This is a genomic window from Vibrio floridensis (assembly GCF_021852965.1).
In the GTDB taxonomy this organism is placed as follows: domain Bacteria; phylum Pseudomonadota; class Gammaproteobacteria; order Enterobacterales; family Vibrionaceae; genus Vibrio; species Vibrio floridensis.
On the sequence record NZ_JAKGCY010000008.1, the window covers coordinates 121,874 to 136,349 of the forward strand.

The 14,476-nt window shown below is 46.9% G+C and carries 13 protein-coding genes; 4 read left to right on the forward strand and 9 right to left on the reverse strand.

Annotation, left to right across the window (positions count from 1 at the left end; genetic code table 11):
* Nucleotides 1–303: 303 nt before the first annotated feature.
* The 3 genes from rpsI to zapE all read right to left on the reverse strand — a co-directional run bounded on the left by rpsI (nt 304) and on the right by zapE (nt 2,497).
* On the reverse strand, nt 304–696 hold the full coding sequence (gene rpsI, locus LZU85_RS13590) for a 30S ribosomal protein S9 (RefSeq protein WP_011078683.1): 393 nt from the start codon (nt 694–696) through the stop codon (nt 304–306).
* Nucleotides 697–711: 15 nt separating this feature from the next.
* A complete protein-coding gene (rplM, locus tag LZU85_RS13595) occupies nt 712–1,140 on the reverse strand; it encodes a 50S ribosomal protein L13 (protein ID WP_011078684.1) in 429 nt (142 codons plus the stop codon).
* Between the two features lie 253 nt (nt 1,141–1,393).
* Nucleotides 1,394–2,497 (reverse strand): cell division protein ZapE, encoded by a 1,104-nt coding sequence (gene zapE, locus LZU85_RS13600; protein ID WP_237287269.1) that lies wholly within the window; start codon nt 2,495–2,497, stop codon nt 1,394–1,396.
* 159 nt (nt 2,498–2,656) lie between these two features.
* Between zapE and zapG the strand changes: the two genes are divergently transcribed.
* The 3 genes from zapG to degS all read left to right on the forward strand — a co-directional run bounded on the left by zapG (nt 2,657) and on the right by degS (nt 5,829).
* Nucleotides 2,657–3,106, forward strand: coding sequence for a Z-ring associated protein ZapG (gene zapG / locus LZU85_RS13605; protein ID WP_237287270.1), 450 nt, complete (start codon nt 2,657–2,659; stop codon nt 3,104–3,106).
* Nucleotides 3,107–3,262: 156 nt separating this feature from the next.
* A complete protein-coding gene (locus LZU85_RS13610; RefSeq protein WP_011078687.1) occupies nt 3,263–4,630 on the forward strand; it encodes a DegQ family serine endoprotease in 1,368 nt (455 codons plus the stop codon).
* Between the two features lie 131 nt (nt 4,631–4,761).
* Nucleotides 4,762–5,829 carry an outer membrane-stress sensor serine endopeptidase DegS gene (degS, locus tag LZU85_RS13615; protein ID WP_011149493.1) on the forward strand — a complete coding sequence of 356 codons (1,068 nt, stop codon included), beginning with the start codon at nt 4,762–4,764 and terminating at the stop codon, nt 5,827–5,829.
* Between the two features lie 75 nt (nt 5,830–5,904).
* Here the strand turns inward: degS and parC are convergent, their stop codons facing one another.
* The 6 genes from parC to nudF all read right to left on the reverse strand — a co-directional run bounded on the left by parC (nt 5,905) and on the right by nudF (nt 12,830).
* Nucleotides 5,905–8,190, reverse strand: coding sequence for a DNA topoisomerase IV subunit A (parC, locus tag LZU85_RS13620; RefSeq protein WP_011149492.1), 2,286 nt, complete (start codon nt 8,188–8,190; stop codon nt 5,905–5,907).
* Between the two features lie 3 nt (nt 8,191–8,193).
* Nucleotides 8,194–10,074, reverse strand: a complete 1,881-nt coding sequence (parE, locus tag LZU85_RS13625; RefSeq protein ID WP_011078690.1) for a DNA topoisomerase IV subunit B — start codon at nt 10,072–10,074, stop codon at nt 8,194–8,196.
* 236 nt (nt 10,075–10,310) lie between these two features.
* Nucleotides 10,311–10,901: an esterase YqiA gene (gene yqiA / locus LZU85_RS13630; RefSeq protein WP_176298420.1), complete on the reverse strand. Its 591-nt coding sequence runs from the start codon at nt 10,899–10,901 to the stop codon at nt 10,311–10,313.
* 1 nt (nt 10,902) lies between these two features.
* Nucleotides 10,903–11,727 (reverse strand): 3',5'-cyclic-AMP phosphodiesterase, encoded by an 825-nt coding sequence (gene cpdA, locus LZU85_RS13635; RefSeq protein ID WP_176298419.1) that lies wholly within the window; start codon nt 11,725–11,727, stop codon nt 10,903–10,905.
* 18 nt (nt 11,728–11,745) lie between these two features.
* Entirely contained in the window at nt 11,746–12,195 is a 450-nt protein-coding gene (locus tag LZU85_RS13640; protein ID WP_011078693.1) for a DUF1249 family protein, read from the reverse strand.
* The gene (nudF, locus tag LZU85_RS13645; RefSeq protein WP_176298418.1) at nt 12,195–12,830 is read right to left on the reverse strand and encodes an ADP-ribose diphosphatase; all 636 of its coding nucleotides are present in this window, start codon (nt 12,828–12,830) and stop codon (nt 12,195–12,197) included. Before nudF ends, LZU85_RS13640 begins: the two co-directional genes overlap by 1 nt.
* A 227-nt stretch (nt 12,831–13,057) precedes the next feature.
* Between nudF and tolC the strand changes: the two genes are divergently transcribed.
* On the forward strand, nt 13,058–14,380 hold the full coding sequence (gene tolC / locus LZU85_RS13650) for an outer membrane channel protein TolC (RefSeq protein WP_237287271.1): 1,323 nt from the start codon (nt 13,058–13,060) through the stop codon (nt 14,378–14,380).
* The last annotated feature ends 96 nt before the right edge of the window (nt 14,381–14,476 follow it).

Below are 14,476 nucleotides of genomic sequence, written 5' to 3' on the forward strand. Positions count from 1 at the left end.
GGATCGTGATTATTCCGCTTATAGAGCATGGCTAACAAAATATGAATCTAGTTCTATTTATTGACGAGAAATGATAAATAAAACCCTACTTTTTGACAAGATAAAGCTACCTTTTTGTAACATTTGTGAGGCGAATCGCTCACGGCGTCACAAAAGCGGCAAAATTCTAAATGTTTGATGTGAGATGTAACAAAGAAAGGAAATAAGTAGCTATAAATAAACAAAAAGCTCGGCATATAGCCGAGCTTTGAACCACAACGCCCAGAAATAATTCTGGAACGAAAATTTTCCGAAATCGAAAAATTAACGCTTAGAGAATTGTGGACGACGACGTGCTTTACGTAGACCAACTTTCTTACGTTCAACGCAACGAGCGTCGCGAGTAACGTAGCCAGCTGCACGTAGAGCAGGACGTAGAGATTCATCGTATTCCATAAGAGCACGAGTGATGCCGTGACGGATTGCGCCAGCTTGACCAGAAATACCACCACCTTTAACAGTGATGTATAGGTCTAGCTTCTCAACCATGTCTACCAATTCAAGAGGTTGTTTAACAACCATGCAAGAAGTTGGACGACCGAAGTACTCTTCAAGCGCACGCTTGTTGATTACGATGTTGCCGCTGCCTGGTTTGATGAAAACACGAGCAGCTGAGCTTTTGCGACGGCCAGTGCCGTAGTATTGATTCTCTGCCATTTCCGATATCCCCAATTAGATGTCTAGTACTTTTGGTTGTTGAGCAACATGGTTGTGCTCAGCGCCAGCGTAAACTTTTAGCTTACGGTACATAGCACGGCCTAGAGGACCACGTGGTAGCATACCTTTAACCGCTAGCTCAATGACCATTTCTGGCTTACGAACAATCAGCTTGTCAAAAGTGATTGACTTAATACCACCAGGGAATTCAGTGTGACGGTAGTAAGTTTTTGCTGCAGCTTTGTTACCAGTTACAGTAACTTTCTCCGCGTTGATAACGATGATGTAATCACCAGTGTCAACGTGTGGAGTGTACTCAGCTTTGTGTTTGCCACGTAGGCGAGATGCAATTTCACTTGCTAGACGGCCAAGAGTTTTACCTTCAGCGTCTACAACGTACCAGTCGCGTTTTACAGTTTCTGGTTTAGCAACGAAAGTTTTCATGCTAATAATAACCCGTTAATTCAAATTTAAACTTTAAAGGAACACACCGCTGTGCTCCCACACTGTCTAAGAGCCCAGTCATCACCCCTTCGAGCGGTTGGCACTCTCGACCTTATATCTCGAATAACTTCGATAAATTAGGTCTGCAGTAACGGTGGGTCGCAGGATTATAGAGAAGGGCGAAGAAAAAATCACCTTTTTTTGCACTCAATCACTAATTTTTTCTCCGCGCTAGGTCACATCGACTAAGAATCTAAGCAAGATGCTCTCTCGCTAAGTACTCATGACTTTGCATTTCCACTAAACGAGATTGACAGCGTTTAAACTCAAACCCCAATTGCCCTTGCAGATAGAGCTGCTCTAGTGCGACTTCCGCGGAAATAATCAATTTAACGTGTCGTTCGTAGAATTCATCCACGAGGGCGATAAATCGTCGCGCAGCATCATCGATCTTATTGTCCATTTGTGGTACATCCGCCAACAATACCGTGTGATAGATTTTGGACAATTCAATATAGTCATTTTGACTGCGTGCGGTTTGGCACAGCTGGGCGAACGTAGCATGCAGCACCCCATCACTGGCCTCTATAACGGCTATTTGACGATGATTGATGTCAACACTGTGTAATTTGGCTTTGCCCTCTCCAACTAACTGCTGATAGTAGAGATTTAGATTGAGGTTTGCCTGTTCATCCAATGGATAATGATAGATCTCTGCTTGTTCTAACGTTCGTAGGCGATAGTCAATGCCACTATCCACATTGAGCACTTCACAATGTTGTTCAATCAAAGCGATAGCTGGCAGAAAGCGGGCTCTCTGTAATCCATTGCGATATAGCTCTTGCGGTACAATGTTCGACGTCGCCACCAGTATCATTTGACGCCTAAACATCGCTTGCATCAGCGTGCCGAGAATCATTGCATCGGTAATATCCGAAACAAAAAATTCATCAAAGCAGACAATATCCGCCTCTTCCTTAAACACGTCAGCCACTTTTTCCAGTGGATTTTCTACATCGCCTAACCGTTTCAGCTCGTCGTGAACTCGATACATAAAGCGATGAAAATGGACTCGCATTTTGCGTTGAGTTGGCAAAGCCTCAAAAAAAGTATCCATCAGATACGTTTTTCCACGCCCAACACCACCCCAAAAATAGAGTCCTTGAGGTGGCAATTTAGCTGGCGGCTGTTTACCTAATAATTTTTGCCAACGCGTTTGTTGCGGTTGAGGCTGGGCGCAATAATCGAGATATTGATGAAAAAGCCTATCTAGTGCTCGCACCGCATTGTACTGAGCAGCGTCTTTCTGAAATCCGTTATGCGCGAGGTCGTGTTCGTATTTTTCTAATGGGCTCATTGTTCTCATACCAAAACAGGGCATAAAATCCCGTTATCAAACTTGAGATTGTGTCGTTGCTATTTTGCTTTATTGACTACTGCTCCCATAGTAACATGGTGACGCAATACGTGTAACTAAGCAGTAAATAACATGTTAAAACCATTATAAGGAGCTGTTATGCCTTGGATGTATGCCATTGTGGGCTTGCTTGTCGGAGCAATTGTTGGTGTTGTCGTGTCACGACTTACCACACCAGAATACAAAAAACAGAAGAACATCAAAAAAGAGCTTGATGTAGCAAAGTATGAACTAGAGCAACAACGCCAAGAGCTGATTGATCACTTCTCACAAACCGCTGAGCTACTCGATACGCTCGGTAAAGATTACAGCAAGCTATATCAACATATGGCGAAAACTTCTGCCGAGCTTCTACCGAACCTACCAACACAAGACAACCCATTTGATAAAGTGGCACTGTTGGCTAAAGAAAATAACACTGAAGAAAATGTAACGGATGAAGTCACTGAACAGCCAAAAGATTACGCTAACGGCGCAACTGGGCTATTCAATGATCAGAAAAAAGTCATCCTGGATGCACCAGAAGTCATCACTGCAAAAGCATCCTAATTTTTCTCATTGATGAACTTTTCAAAGGTTTTTGAGTCCTAACTCACATCACTGTCTATTGAAAACTGTTTAAGACGACAATATTGATAGGAAGTAAACCTATTTTGTTTGAGTCTCTGTCCTTTGCAATAGACTGGTATTTATAGGAGTTATTGGATGAAAAAACCTTTGCTTGTTTTGACTGCATTGTCTTTGAGCTTAAGCTCAGCCCTTGCCCCTCTTCCAGCAACCGCCGCACTGCCTTTTAGCGTCAGTGGACAGGAGTTGCCGAGCTTAGCGCCAATGCTCGAACGTGTTACCCCAGCGGTCGTCAGTATCGCGGTTGAAGGTAAACAGGTAGAACGCTCGCGTATTCCCGATCAATTTCAGTTCTTTTTTGGGCCTGATTTCCCAACAGAACAAGTTCGTGAACGTCCATTCCGTGGTTTAGGTTCTGGTGTCATCATTAATGCCAATAAAGGCTATATCGTGACGAACTACCACGTCATCAAAGGCGCTGATGAAATACGAATTCAGCTTCACGATGGTCGTGAATACGATGCCGAGTTAATTGGTGGCGATGAGATGTCCGATGTCGCTCTGCTCAAAGTCGATGGCGCTAAAGACTTAACCGAGATTAAGCTCGCCGATTCCGACAAGTTACGTGTGGGTGATTTCAGCGTCGCCATTGGTAACCCATTTGGTTTGGGACAGACAGTGACGTCCGGCATTGTTTCAGCCTTAGGTCGTAGTGGTTTAAACATTGAAAACTTCGAAAACTTTATTCAAACCGACGCGGCAATTAACAGCGGCAACTCCGGTGGTGCGCTCGTCAACCTCAATGGTGAGCTCATCGGCATCAATACGGCGATTCTCGGCCCTAATGGCGGCAACGTCGGTATTGGCTTCGCCATTCCATCGAATATGATGAAGAACTTAACTGACCAAATTTTGGAATTTGGTGAAGTCAAACGTGGCATGTTAGGCGTTCAAGGTGGTGAAATCACCTCTGAACTGGCTGAGGCGCTGGGCTATAACTCGAGCAAAGGTGCATTTGTCAGCCAAGTGGTTCCTGACTCCGCCGCAGATAAAGCCGGCATCAAGGCAGGCGACATCATTGTGTCTCTCAATGGTAAGAAAATCGATACCTTCTCTGAGCTAAGAGCCAAAATTGCAACACTCGGGGCTGGCAAAGAAATCGAGCTTGGCGTGGTGCGTGATGGTAAGGATAAGCGCTTTGATGTCACTTTGGGTGAGTCGCAACAAACCAAGGCCAAAGCCGATAAAATGCACGAAGGCCTTGCTGGTGCTGAGTTGGCGAATACCACGTCAGACGATCGCATTGCTGGGGTTAAAGTGATCAACGTGGCAGATAACTCGCCAGCGGCACAATACCAGTTACAAAAAGACGACATCATTATCGGTGTCAACCGTCAGCGAGTGAAAAATCTCGCCGATTTCCGTGCCATTGTTGAAAAACAAACTGGCGTGCTTGCGCTCAATATCCAACGTGGTGAGCGCACTATCTACTTAGTCATTCGCTAAGTAAACGTATCACCTCAATGATGATCGAGCATGCAAAGGGCAGTCCTAAAGTGGGCTGCCCTTTTATTATTCAATCAGGTAATGCTATTCTCTGCTTTCTGTTCTAACTTTGTGACTTCTGTGGAGAGGGCATGCTCAACTTTCTTATGCGTTCCGTCGTTTTAGGGCTGGTGACAGCTTTGCTGGTGTTACTCGCTGTTCCCTCTCTTCGTAGTAATGTGATTACCACCACGCTGGATGTATCACCACAAGATGCCAGTTCTCTGCAAATCTCATTTAATCAGGCAGTGAGAAATGCTGCGCCTGCGGTGGTCAATATTTACAGCCGAAAATACGTTGAAAACGACCGTAGCAAGCTGTCAACGCAAGGGTTGGGTTCTGGTGTCATCGTCAGTGAAAAAGGCTATATCATTACCAACTACCATGTGGTCGCCCAAGCCGATCAAATCGTTGTGGCGTTGCAAGATGGCCGAGTCGCCGCAGCGCAATTGGTGGGCAAAGATCGTCGCACTGACATCGCCATTTTGCGCATAGAAGGCAGCAACTTACCTGTCATTCCATTAAATTCAAACTACAAAGCCAAAGTTGGCGATGTGGTGTTGGCGATAGGTAATCCCTATAACCTCGGGCAAACCACCACCTTTGGCATTATTTCGGCCACTGGCCGCTCTTCCATCAGTGCCGATGGCAGACAAGCTTTTATTCAGACCGATGCCGCGATCAACGAAGGCAACTCAGGTGGTGCTTTAGTCAATACCAAAGGCGAGCTGGTTGGTATCAACACCGCCTCTTTTCAGCAAGCCACCGATCTGGAAACTTATGGTATTTCTTTCGCCATCCCTTTCCCTCTGGCAAATAAAATCATGGAAAAGATCATTGCCGATGGCCGAGTGATCCGAGGTTATATTGGTATTGATGGGCAAGACATTAATGCGGTGACTGCACGTTTGCTTGGCAATGAACATATTGGTGGTATCGTCGTATTGGGCGTCGATCCCAACGGCCCGGCAGCAAACGCCGGTTTTGAAGCACAAGACATTATCTTAAGTATTGATGACAAGAAGATCCAAGGTCGTCAGAGTGTGATGGATATTGTGACCGACCTACGTCCGGGGACAACCGTCGATGTCGGTATCATCCGCAAAGGACAAGAGATGACTCTCAAAGTGACGATTGCGGAAGATAACCGAGAAATCTAATCTCAATCCAAACGATGCAATCCGAGTGATAAAAAGAACCCCAAGCCTAGGCTTGGGGTTCTTTTTCTGCTTCTATTACGCGTCAGTAGCCGTTTCTGAGCTATCCGATGAGTCACTTTGCTCAAGCTCAATACGAGTAACACGCTGCAAGCCGCGTGGCAGCAAACCACCTCGACGGCCTCGCTCTCCACGGAAGTTATCCAAATCGGCAGGCTTCAAGCCCAACTTACGTTTGCCTGCGTACAGCGTCAGTGAAGCGCCTTTTGGCAGAGCAATCAAATGCGACAGGATCTCTTCTTTCGCTTTGGCTTTCGCGGCTGGAATATTGATGATCTTATTCCCTTTACCCTTACCCAGTTGCGGCAAGTCTTTAATTGGGAACATCAACATACGGCCTTGGTTGGTAATGGCAAGAATATCGTCATTGTCCAAATCCAATACCGCCGATGGGGTCATCACTTCTGCGTTTTCAGGCAACGATACCAGTGCTTTACCACTGCGGTTTTTCGACAACAAATCACTGCCTTTACACACGAAGCCGTAACCCGCATCAGAGCCAATCAGCCATAGCTGTTCTTCTTCACCCATGATCACTTGACGAATACTGCTTCCTGGCGTGATGTTGAGGCGGCCTGTAATCGGCTCACCTTGACCGCGAGCCGAAGGCAGTGTGTGCGATTCTAATGAGTAACTGCGACCATCTGAACCAAGCAGTACCGCTTGCTGGTTACTCTTACCACACGCATGTGCCAGATAGCTGTCACCCGCTTTGTAGCTCAGCCCCTGACAATCCACTTCATGACCTTTGGCGTGACGAATCCAACCTTTCTCTGACAAGACAACCGTAATCGCTTCATTCGGCATCAGGTCACGTTCAGTCAGTGCTTTCGCTTCTTCACGAACCACTAGCGGAGAACGGCGATCATCACCAAATTTCTCGGCATCGGCACGGATCTCTTTTTTCAGCAAGGTATTCAGACGGCGCTCAGAACCCAGTAACTCTTCCAGTTTCTTACGTTCTTTTTCCAGCTCATCTTGCTCACCGCGGATCTTCATCTCTTCCAATTTAGCTAAGTGACGAAGCTTGGTATCCAAAATCGCATCGGCTTGAATATCGGTAATGCCAAATCTGGCCATCAATACCGCTTTAGGATCGTCTTCAGTACGAATGATCTCAATCACCTCATCGATGTTGAGATACGCGATCAACAAACCTTCCAAGATGTGCAAGCGAGCCAGCACTTTATCAAGACGGTATTGCAAGCGTGAACGTACCGTTTCGCGACGGAAAGTGATCCATTCCGTCAAAATCTGCACCAAGCCTTTCACTTGTGGACGGTTGTCGAGACCAATCATGTTTAAGTTAACACGATAGCTCTTCTCCAAATCAGTGGACGCAAACAAGTGGTTCATCAACTGGTCGCAATCAACGCGATTTGAGCGCGGTACAATCACAATACGAGTTGGGTTTTCATGGTCAGACTCATCACGCAAGTCTTCCACCATTGGCAATTTTTTCGCGCGCATTTGCGCCGCAATTTGCTCAAGCAGCTTGGCCCCTGAGACTTGATGCGGGAGAGCCGTGATAACGATGTCACTGCCCTCTTTGCACCAAACCGCGCGCATTTTTACGCTGCCACGGCCACTGCGATACATTTTTTCCAGATCGCTACTTGGGGTAATGATCTCTGCTTCTGTCGGGAAATCAGGCCCTTTGACGTACTGCATTAAATCCATCAGCGGCGCAGCTGGATTATCAATCAAATGAATGGTGGCATCCGCAACTTCACGTACGTTATGAGGGGGAATATCGGTCGCCATACCCACCGCAATCCCTGTCACGCCATTGAGAAGAATGTGAGGCAAACGTGCGGGCAGCATTTTTGGCTCTTTCATCGTGCCATCAAAGTTAGGCTGCCACTCGACCGTGCCTTGACCAAGCTCTCCCAGAAGCACATCGGCAAATTTCGACAATTTGGCTTCGGTATAACGCATCGCAGCGAAGGATTTCGGATCATCCGGCGCACCCCAGTTACCTTGACCGTCCACCAACGGATAGCGGTATGAGAATGGCTGTGCCATCAGAACCATCGCTTCATAACACGCAGAGTCGCCGTGCGGATGGTACTTACCCAACACGTCGCCCACGGTGCGCGCTGATTTTTTGTATTTTGCCGCCGCCGAAAGCCCAAGCTCCGACATCGCGTAGATAATACGTCGTTGAACCGGTTTCAGACCGTCACCAATATAAGGCAACGCACGATCCATAATGACGTACATCGAGTAGTTTAGATAAGCATCTTCGGTGAACTTGCGCATTGGCAATTGTTCGACGCCATCATAAGTAATTTCTGTAGACATCTATTAAACCTCTGCCATATCGCCGTTGTTTTGTAACCAGCTACGACGGTCATCTGCGCGTTTCTTACCCAGCAGCATGTCCATCATTTCCATGGTCGCATCGGAGTCATCAATGGTCAGTTGCACCAGACGACGCGTGTTGGGATCCATCGTGGTTTCACGCAACTGCAGTGGGTTCATCTCACCCAGACCTTTGAATCGTTGCACGTTGATTTTGGCGCGCTTCTGGCTTAGGCGCTCTAATACGCCATCTTTTTCTGCATCATCCAGCGCATAGAACACCTCTTTGCCACAGTCGATACGATACAGTGGTGGCATTGCTACGTAGATATGACCGGCTTCAACTAGCGCGCGGAAATGACGTGTGAATAGCGCACACAAGAGTGTCGCAATGTGCAGACCATCCGAGTCCGCATCGGCGAGGATACAGATTTTGCCGTAACGCAGCCCTTCAAGATTGTCGCTATCTGGATCAATCCCTAGCGCCACAGAAATATCGTGTACTTCTTGAGACGCCAATACTTGATCGGCAGAGACTTCCCAAGTATTTAAGATTTTACCCCGCAGCGGCATTACGGCTTGGAATTCACGATCACGCGCTTGCTTGGCACTGCCGCCTGCCGAATCCCCTTCCACGAAGAAGATTTCAGTACGAGCTAAGTCTTGCACGGAGCAATCGGTCAACTTACCTGGCAAAGCAGGGCCTGATGCAATCTTTTTACGCACGACCTTCTTGCTCGCACGCATACGGCGGTGAGCGTTCGCAATACACACTTCCGCAAGTTGCTCAGCAAGTTGTGGCTTTTCATTTAACCACAAGCTAAAGGTGTCTTTTACTACCCCAGAGACAAACGCCGCGGTTTGACGAGAAGAAAGGCGCTCTTTGGTTTGGCCGGCAAACTGCGGATCTTGCATCTTCACCGACAACACGTAAGAACAGCGGTCGAAAACGTCTTCGCCCGTTAACTTCACGCCACGCGGCAGTAAGTTGCGGAACTCACAGAACTCTCGCATCGCATCCAACAAGCCTTGGCGCAAACCGTTCACATGCGTACCGCCTTGTGCGGTTGGGATCAGGTTAACGTAGCTTTCGGTGATCATCTCACCGCCTTCTGGCTGCCAGATCACCGCCCAGTCCGCGGCTTCCGTTTCTGCCGAGAATTGGCCTGTAAATGGTTCTTCAGGGAGTAAGGTGTAGCCCTTCACACCTTCAATCAAATAGTCTTTCAAACCATCTTGGTAGAGCCACTGATGCTCTTTACCATTCACACGGTCACTGAAAGTAATTTCCAAACCTGGGCAAAGAACCGCCTTCGCGCGCAAGTTATTCACTAAACGTGTGACCGAGAAATTTGGCGAATCAAAGTATTTGGTGTCTGGCCAGAAGTGCACGCTTGTACCGCGATTACGACGACCACACGTCCCCGTCACGGTGAGATCCGACACTTTGTCACCATGTTCAAAAGCGATTTCGTAAACCTGACCATCTCGACGTACTGTCACTTCAACCCTTTTAGACAGGGCGTTCACCACCGAAATACCTACGCCGTGCAAACCACCAGAAAACTGATAGTTTTTGTTGGAGAATTTACCACCAGCGTGCAGCTTACATAGGATCAGCTCAACGCCCGAGACTTTCTCTTCTGGGTGGATATCGACTGGCATGCCTCGACCATCATCGATCACTTCCAGTGATTGGTCTGCATGTAGGATGACTTGTACTTTGGAGGCATGTCCGGCCAGCGCTTCATCGACACTGTTATCGATGACTTCTTGGCCCAAATGGTTCGGGCGCGCTGTATCCGTATACATCCCTGGTCGGCGACGTACTGGCTCTAAACCATTCAGTACTTCAATGGCACCAGCATTATATTGTTCAGTCATAATACGGAATCGTTCTCAATGTTTACCTGTTGTCTGAGCCTAGTTGGTCGCACTTTTGCACCAACTGGCGACAACGAAAAAGCTACCCTGTTACTCACAGAGCGTGACTCTGTGCGTTTCACGGTAGCTGTATTCGGAGAAACATAGTCGGAAAGCAGTGCGACTATGTCAAGAAACGGTTGGATATCAGAGGTAAAATTATGAGCCCCTCCTAATCCTGTCTCTGAGTGGTAGCGTTATAAACCAAGAAAGTGAATGATTCGCTCTGGATAGCGTTCAAAGCCAACAAAACTATGATCGCCTCCCTCTTCTACCGTTTGTGCAGAACCTGCGTACTTTTCCACTGCCTGACGGAAGTCCAGCACTTCATCTTCGGTTTGCTGCAATAGCCAGAAAGATTCTGGATTCGCGACCTCTTTTACCTCAAGCGCTTTCAATTCGTCAATATGACGCGCTTCGAGTGTATAGCTTTCATGCGTATATGGGTTAGTTTGTGGCCCTAGATAGTCAGCCAGCAGCTCATATGGCTTCACCGCCGGATTGACAACCACGGCGCGAAAGCCAAACTCGGCATTGAGCCAAGTTGACAAATAACCACCGAGCGAGCTCCCCACCAAACCAATACGATGAGTGGTTTTATGTTGTTGAACGATCTCTAGCAAACACTCTGCAGCCGCTTGCGGAAAACTCGGTAACTGTGGCACCACAACCTTGATGTCGGGTCGGTGTTGCTCGCAATATTCACGCATCAGATTGGCTTTCATTGACAATGGCGAGCTGTTAAAACCATGAATGTACAGCAGCAGTGAAGGCTTAGGATGGCTCATATCAGTAACCACTTGAGGTAAAATCAGGTAAAAAACTGCCTGAAGCTAGGCGTTGCACTTGAGTGGTGATCTCACCATTGGCATGCAGTGTTAATTCGCGCCAACCGGGCGAAACCGTGTCGAGCGCAAAATCGTCAGATTGCGGTTTGAACTGAACACATGTCGATGGGGTTGCCATCACACGGATGCCTTTATGCATCACATTCATATCCTGATGAACATGACCACACACAATACCTTTCACCATCGGAAAACGTTCAACAATTTGCCAAAACGCCTCTGCATCTTTCAAGGTATGCTGATCTAACCAAGCACTGCCGACCAGCAGTGGATGGTGGTGAAGTAAAATTAAGGTGTTTTTCTCTGGCGACGCCTGTAAATAATGCTCCAGCATCGACAACTGTTGATCACTGAGGCGACCATGTGGCACACCGACGACTTGGGAATCCAGCAAAATCAGTTGCCAATGAGGATTAAGCGCCACCTGCTCCGGCGTAGTAATTTGGGGGGAAGGTAAAACACTCGACATATTGGGTTTATAGTCGTGGTTACCTGGCAACCAAAAACAGGCTTTCTCTAGTGGCGCAATTCCGTCAGCAAAACGCTGGTAGGAGGCCGCACTATGGTCTTGAGAAATGTCACCGGTTGCTAATAGATAGTCAAACTCAACATGGCGCGCCATCACTTGCTCGACAACGGCCTGAAAACTTTGGAGTGTTTTAACACTCAGCAAACTGCCCTCATCTGATGCAAAGAGATGAGTATCCGTAATCTGTAACAGCTTAATACTGTTCTCGCTGAGCGTATCACTGGATGTATGTTGCAAAATGAAAACCTGACTCTGTTATTCTTCTTTAAATGTTATTGGGGTTCGGCTAATACCGCTTTTTAAACAAAAGGTCAGCCACTCGCCAAGAAACGCATTCAATTGATGCTTTTCATCTTTCTGCATCAACTTTTCATTTGGGTAGTCGTATTTCGCTTTGAATCGAACATGCTCACCACTCGAGAGCACTTCCGCGACTCTGGCATCGTGATAAAGCCTGACAGACATCGTAGGTAAAGGAAATAACGGTATGTCATCACTCTGACATATCTCCACTATGGTGGTGTATTTTGTGACCTCTTTCACTGTCATTTGGTAGATCATGTTTACAACTTGATAACAGCGAACATCACCCACTTCGGCGTTGAACGGCAGCAAAGCGTTTAATTTGGCATAATTGGTTTCATAGGTTCTCATTAACCCTGCCAAATCAACATAATAAGGTTGTTTTGCTGCTGCTAAACCCATCACTCAATCTCCAACCACTGTGACTTTAACTGCAAGTGATTTAACTCTAACCATTGTAAGGCGATAATTGAGGCACCATTCTCGATTTTGCCTTGTTTGACCAAATCGTAGGCTTGCTCACGTGTCATCACATGCACACGGATATCTTCATCTTCATAGTCTAAACCATGAATGCCATGCGCTTTAGAGGCATCCACTTCACCCACGAAGACATCCAACTTTTCAGAGCAACCACCAGCCGATGGGTAATATGAGACTACCGATTCAATCTGGCCAACGTCTAACCCAGCTTCTTCGATTGATTCTCGACGCACAACCGCTTCAGCCGATTCATCACGGTCGATCATGCCTGCGACAATTTCAAGCTGCCACGGTTGCTTGTGCTCCAGTGCCCCAACTCGAATCTGCTCAATCATCACCACTAGATCACGAATAGGATCATAAGGAAGCATTGCAGCAGCATGACCACGTTCAAACATTTCACGTTCGATCACATTGCTCCACCCACCGGCAAATAACTTATGACGGAAGCGGTACTTGATCATCTTGAAGAATCCCTGAAAGAGTGGCTCTTTTGAGAGAACCTCTACATCTTCTGGAGTAAAAACAGCGTGTTGTTTGTCATCCTGTTGCATTTCGCACCTCACTGAGTGAATCTTGTAGTTTACTCACTGTTTAAACATGACTCAAAGGACATTGCTCAACTTTTTATATAATTGTTCTAATATTTTTTGGCTTTAATTTTTTATTTATTGCACAACTGGACAGCTAAAAATAAAAAGTGCAGAATTTAGGGCAAATATCCAGCAACTTGAGTTAAACTCTTGAGAATTAATCAAACTATACATGGCGAGAATGGAAAATGAAAAAACTGCTTCCACTACTTATTGGTGCAGCGCTAGGTAGCCTGAGTTCATCTGTGTGGGCTGATTCCTTGGCAGAGATCTACGATCTGGCAAAGCAAAACGATCCACAGTTATTGAGCGTCCAAGCTAAACGTGACGCCGCATTTGAAGCGGTCACTTCTAGCCGTAGTACTTTGCTACCGCAAATCAACTTAACCGCTGGGTACAACTTAAGACGCGGTGATACGGATCTTGATGCTGGAGCAACGATCGATAACGACCAAAATGCGTTAACTGCGGGGATTAACTTTTCTCAGGAACTGTACCAACGTTCGTCTTGGATCACGCTAGACAACGCGGAGAAAACGGCTCGTCAAGCGGATGCTTCATACGCAGCGACGCAACAGGGGTTGATCTTAAGAACCGCGCAAGCGTACTTTGAAGTGCTAAAAGCACAAGACAACTTGGAATTTGTCCGTGCAGAAAAAGCGGCGGTTGCTCGTCAGCTAGAACAAACCAAACAACGCTTTGAAGTCGGCCTGTCGGCCATTACTGACGTGCATGACGCCCAAGCGCAATACGATGGCGTATTGGCAGACGAAGTTCTGGCCGAAAACAGCCTAACCAACAGTTACGAGACTCTGCGTGAAATCACAGGTCAAGAGCATAAAAACCTGAACGTGTTAGACACCAAACGTTTCTCAGCAAGCCATTCAAACGCGTCCGCTGAAGCACTGATTGAAGAAGCGCAAGAGAAAAACTTGAGCCTTCTATCGGCACGTATTAACAAAGACATTGCCAAAGACACGATTTCCTTGGCTAGCTCTGGCCACCTACCGTCATTAACCTTGGACGGTGGCTACAACTACGCAGACGTGAGCAGCAGCACAAATGACGGAACGACTAACAACTTCAATGTTGGTGTAAACTTAGTCGTACCACTCTACACCGGTGGTAATACTAGCTCACAAACCAAACAAGCAGAGTTTAACTACGTCGCGGCCAGTCAAGATCTTGAAGCCACTTACCGTAGTGTGGTGAAAGAAGTTCGCGCGCAAAACAACAACATCAATGCATCGATTGGTGCACTGCGTGCGTATGAGCAATCTGTCGTTTCTGCGCGTTCAGCATTAGAAGCAACCGAAGCTGGCTTTGATGTCGGCACTCGTACTATCGTGGATGTCCTTGATGCCACTCGTCGTCTTTACGATGCCAACAAAAACCTATCGAATGCACGCTACAACTACATCTTGAGTGTACTGCAACTTCGTCAGGCGGTGGGTACACTGAGCGAGCAAGATGTACTCGATGTTGATGCCGGTTTGATTGCGAAAAAGTAATCGAAGCCACAAACGCATAAAGAGACACACGCATAAAGAAAAGGGTGACAGCAATGTCACCCTTTTTTGTCTCATTTGATGATGTGAACCGCTCAT

Bases quoted from the DNA above. Each gene is read 5' to 3' on its own strand.
- nudF (WP_176298418.1), bottom strand. From the start codon at position 12,830: ATGCAACAGGATGACAAACAACACGCTGTTTTTACTCCAGAAGATGTA.
- parE (WP_011078690.1), bottom strand. From the start codon at position 10,074: ATGACTGAACAATATAATGCTGGTGCCATTGAAGTACTGAATGGTTTA.
- rplM (WP_011078684.1), bottom strand. From the start codon at position 1,140: ATGAAAACTTTCGTTGCTAAACCAGAAACTGTAAAACGCGACTGGTAC.
- zapE (WP_237287269.1), bottom strand. From the start codon at position 2,497: ATGAGCCCATTAGAAAAATACGAACACGACCTCGCGCATAACGGATTT.
- tolC (WP_237287271.1), top strand. From the start codon at position 13,058: ATGAAAAAACTGCTTCCACTACTTATTGGTGCAGCGCTAGGTAGCCTG.
- LZU85_RS13610 (WP_011078687.1), top strand. From the start codon at position 3,263: ATGAAAAAACCTTTGCTTGTTTTGACTGCATTGTCTTTGAGCTTAAGC.
- rpsI (WP_011078683.1), bottom strand. From the start codon at position 696: ATGGCAGAGAATCAATACTACGGCACTGGCCGTCGCAAAAGCTCAGCT.
- yqiA (WP_176298420.1), bottom strand. From the start codon at position 10,901: ATGAGCCATCCTAAGCCTTCACTGCTGCTGTACATTCATGGTTTTAAC.
- parC (WP_011149492.1), bottom strand. From the start codon at position 8,190: ATGTCTACAGAAATTACTTATGATGGCGTCGAACAATTGCCAATGCGC.
- LZU85_RS13640 (WP_011078693.1), bottom strand. From the start codon at position 12,195: ATGGGTTTAGCAGCAGCAAAACAACCTTATTATGTTGATTTGGCAGGG.
- degS (WP_011149493.1), top strand. From the start codon at position 4,762: ATGCTCAACTTTCTTATGCGTTCCGTCGTTTTAGGGCTGGTGACAGCT.
- zapG (WP_237287270.1), top strand. From the start codon at position 2,657: ATGCCTTGGATGTATGCCATTGTGGGCTTGCTTGTCGGAGCAATTGTT.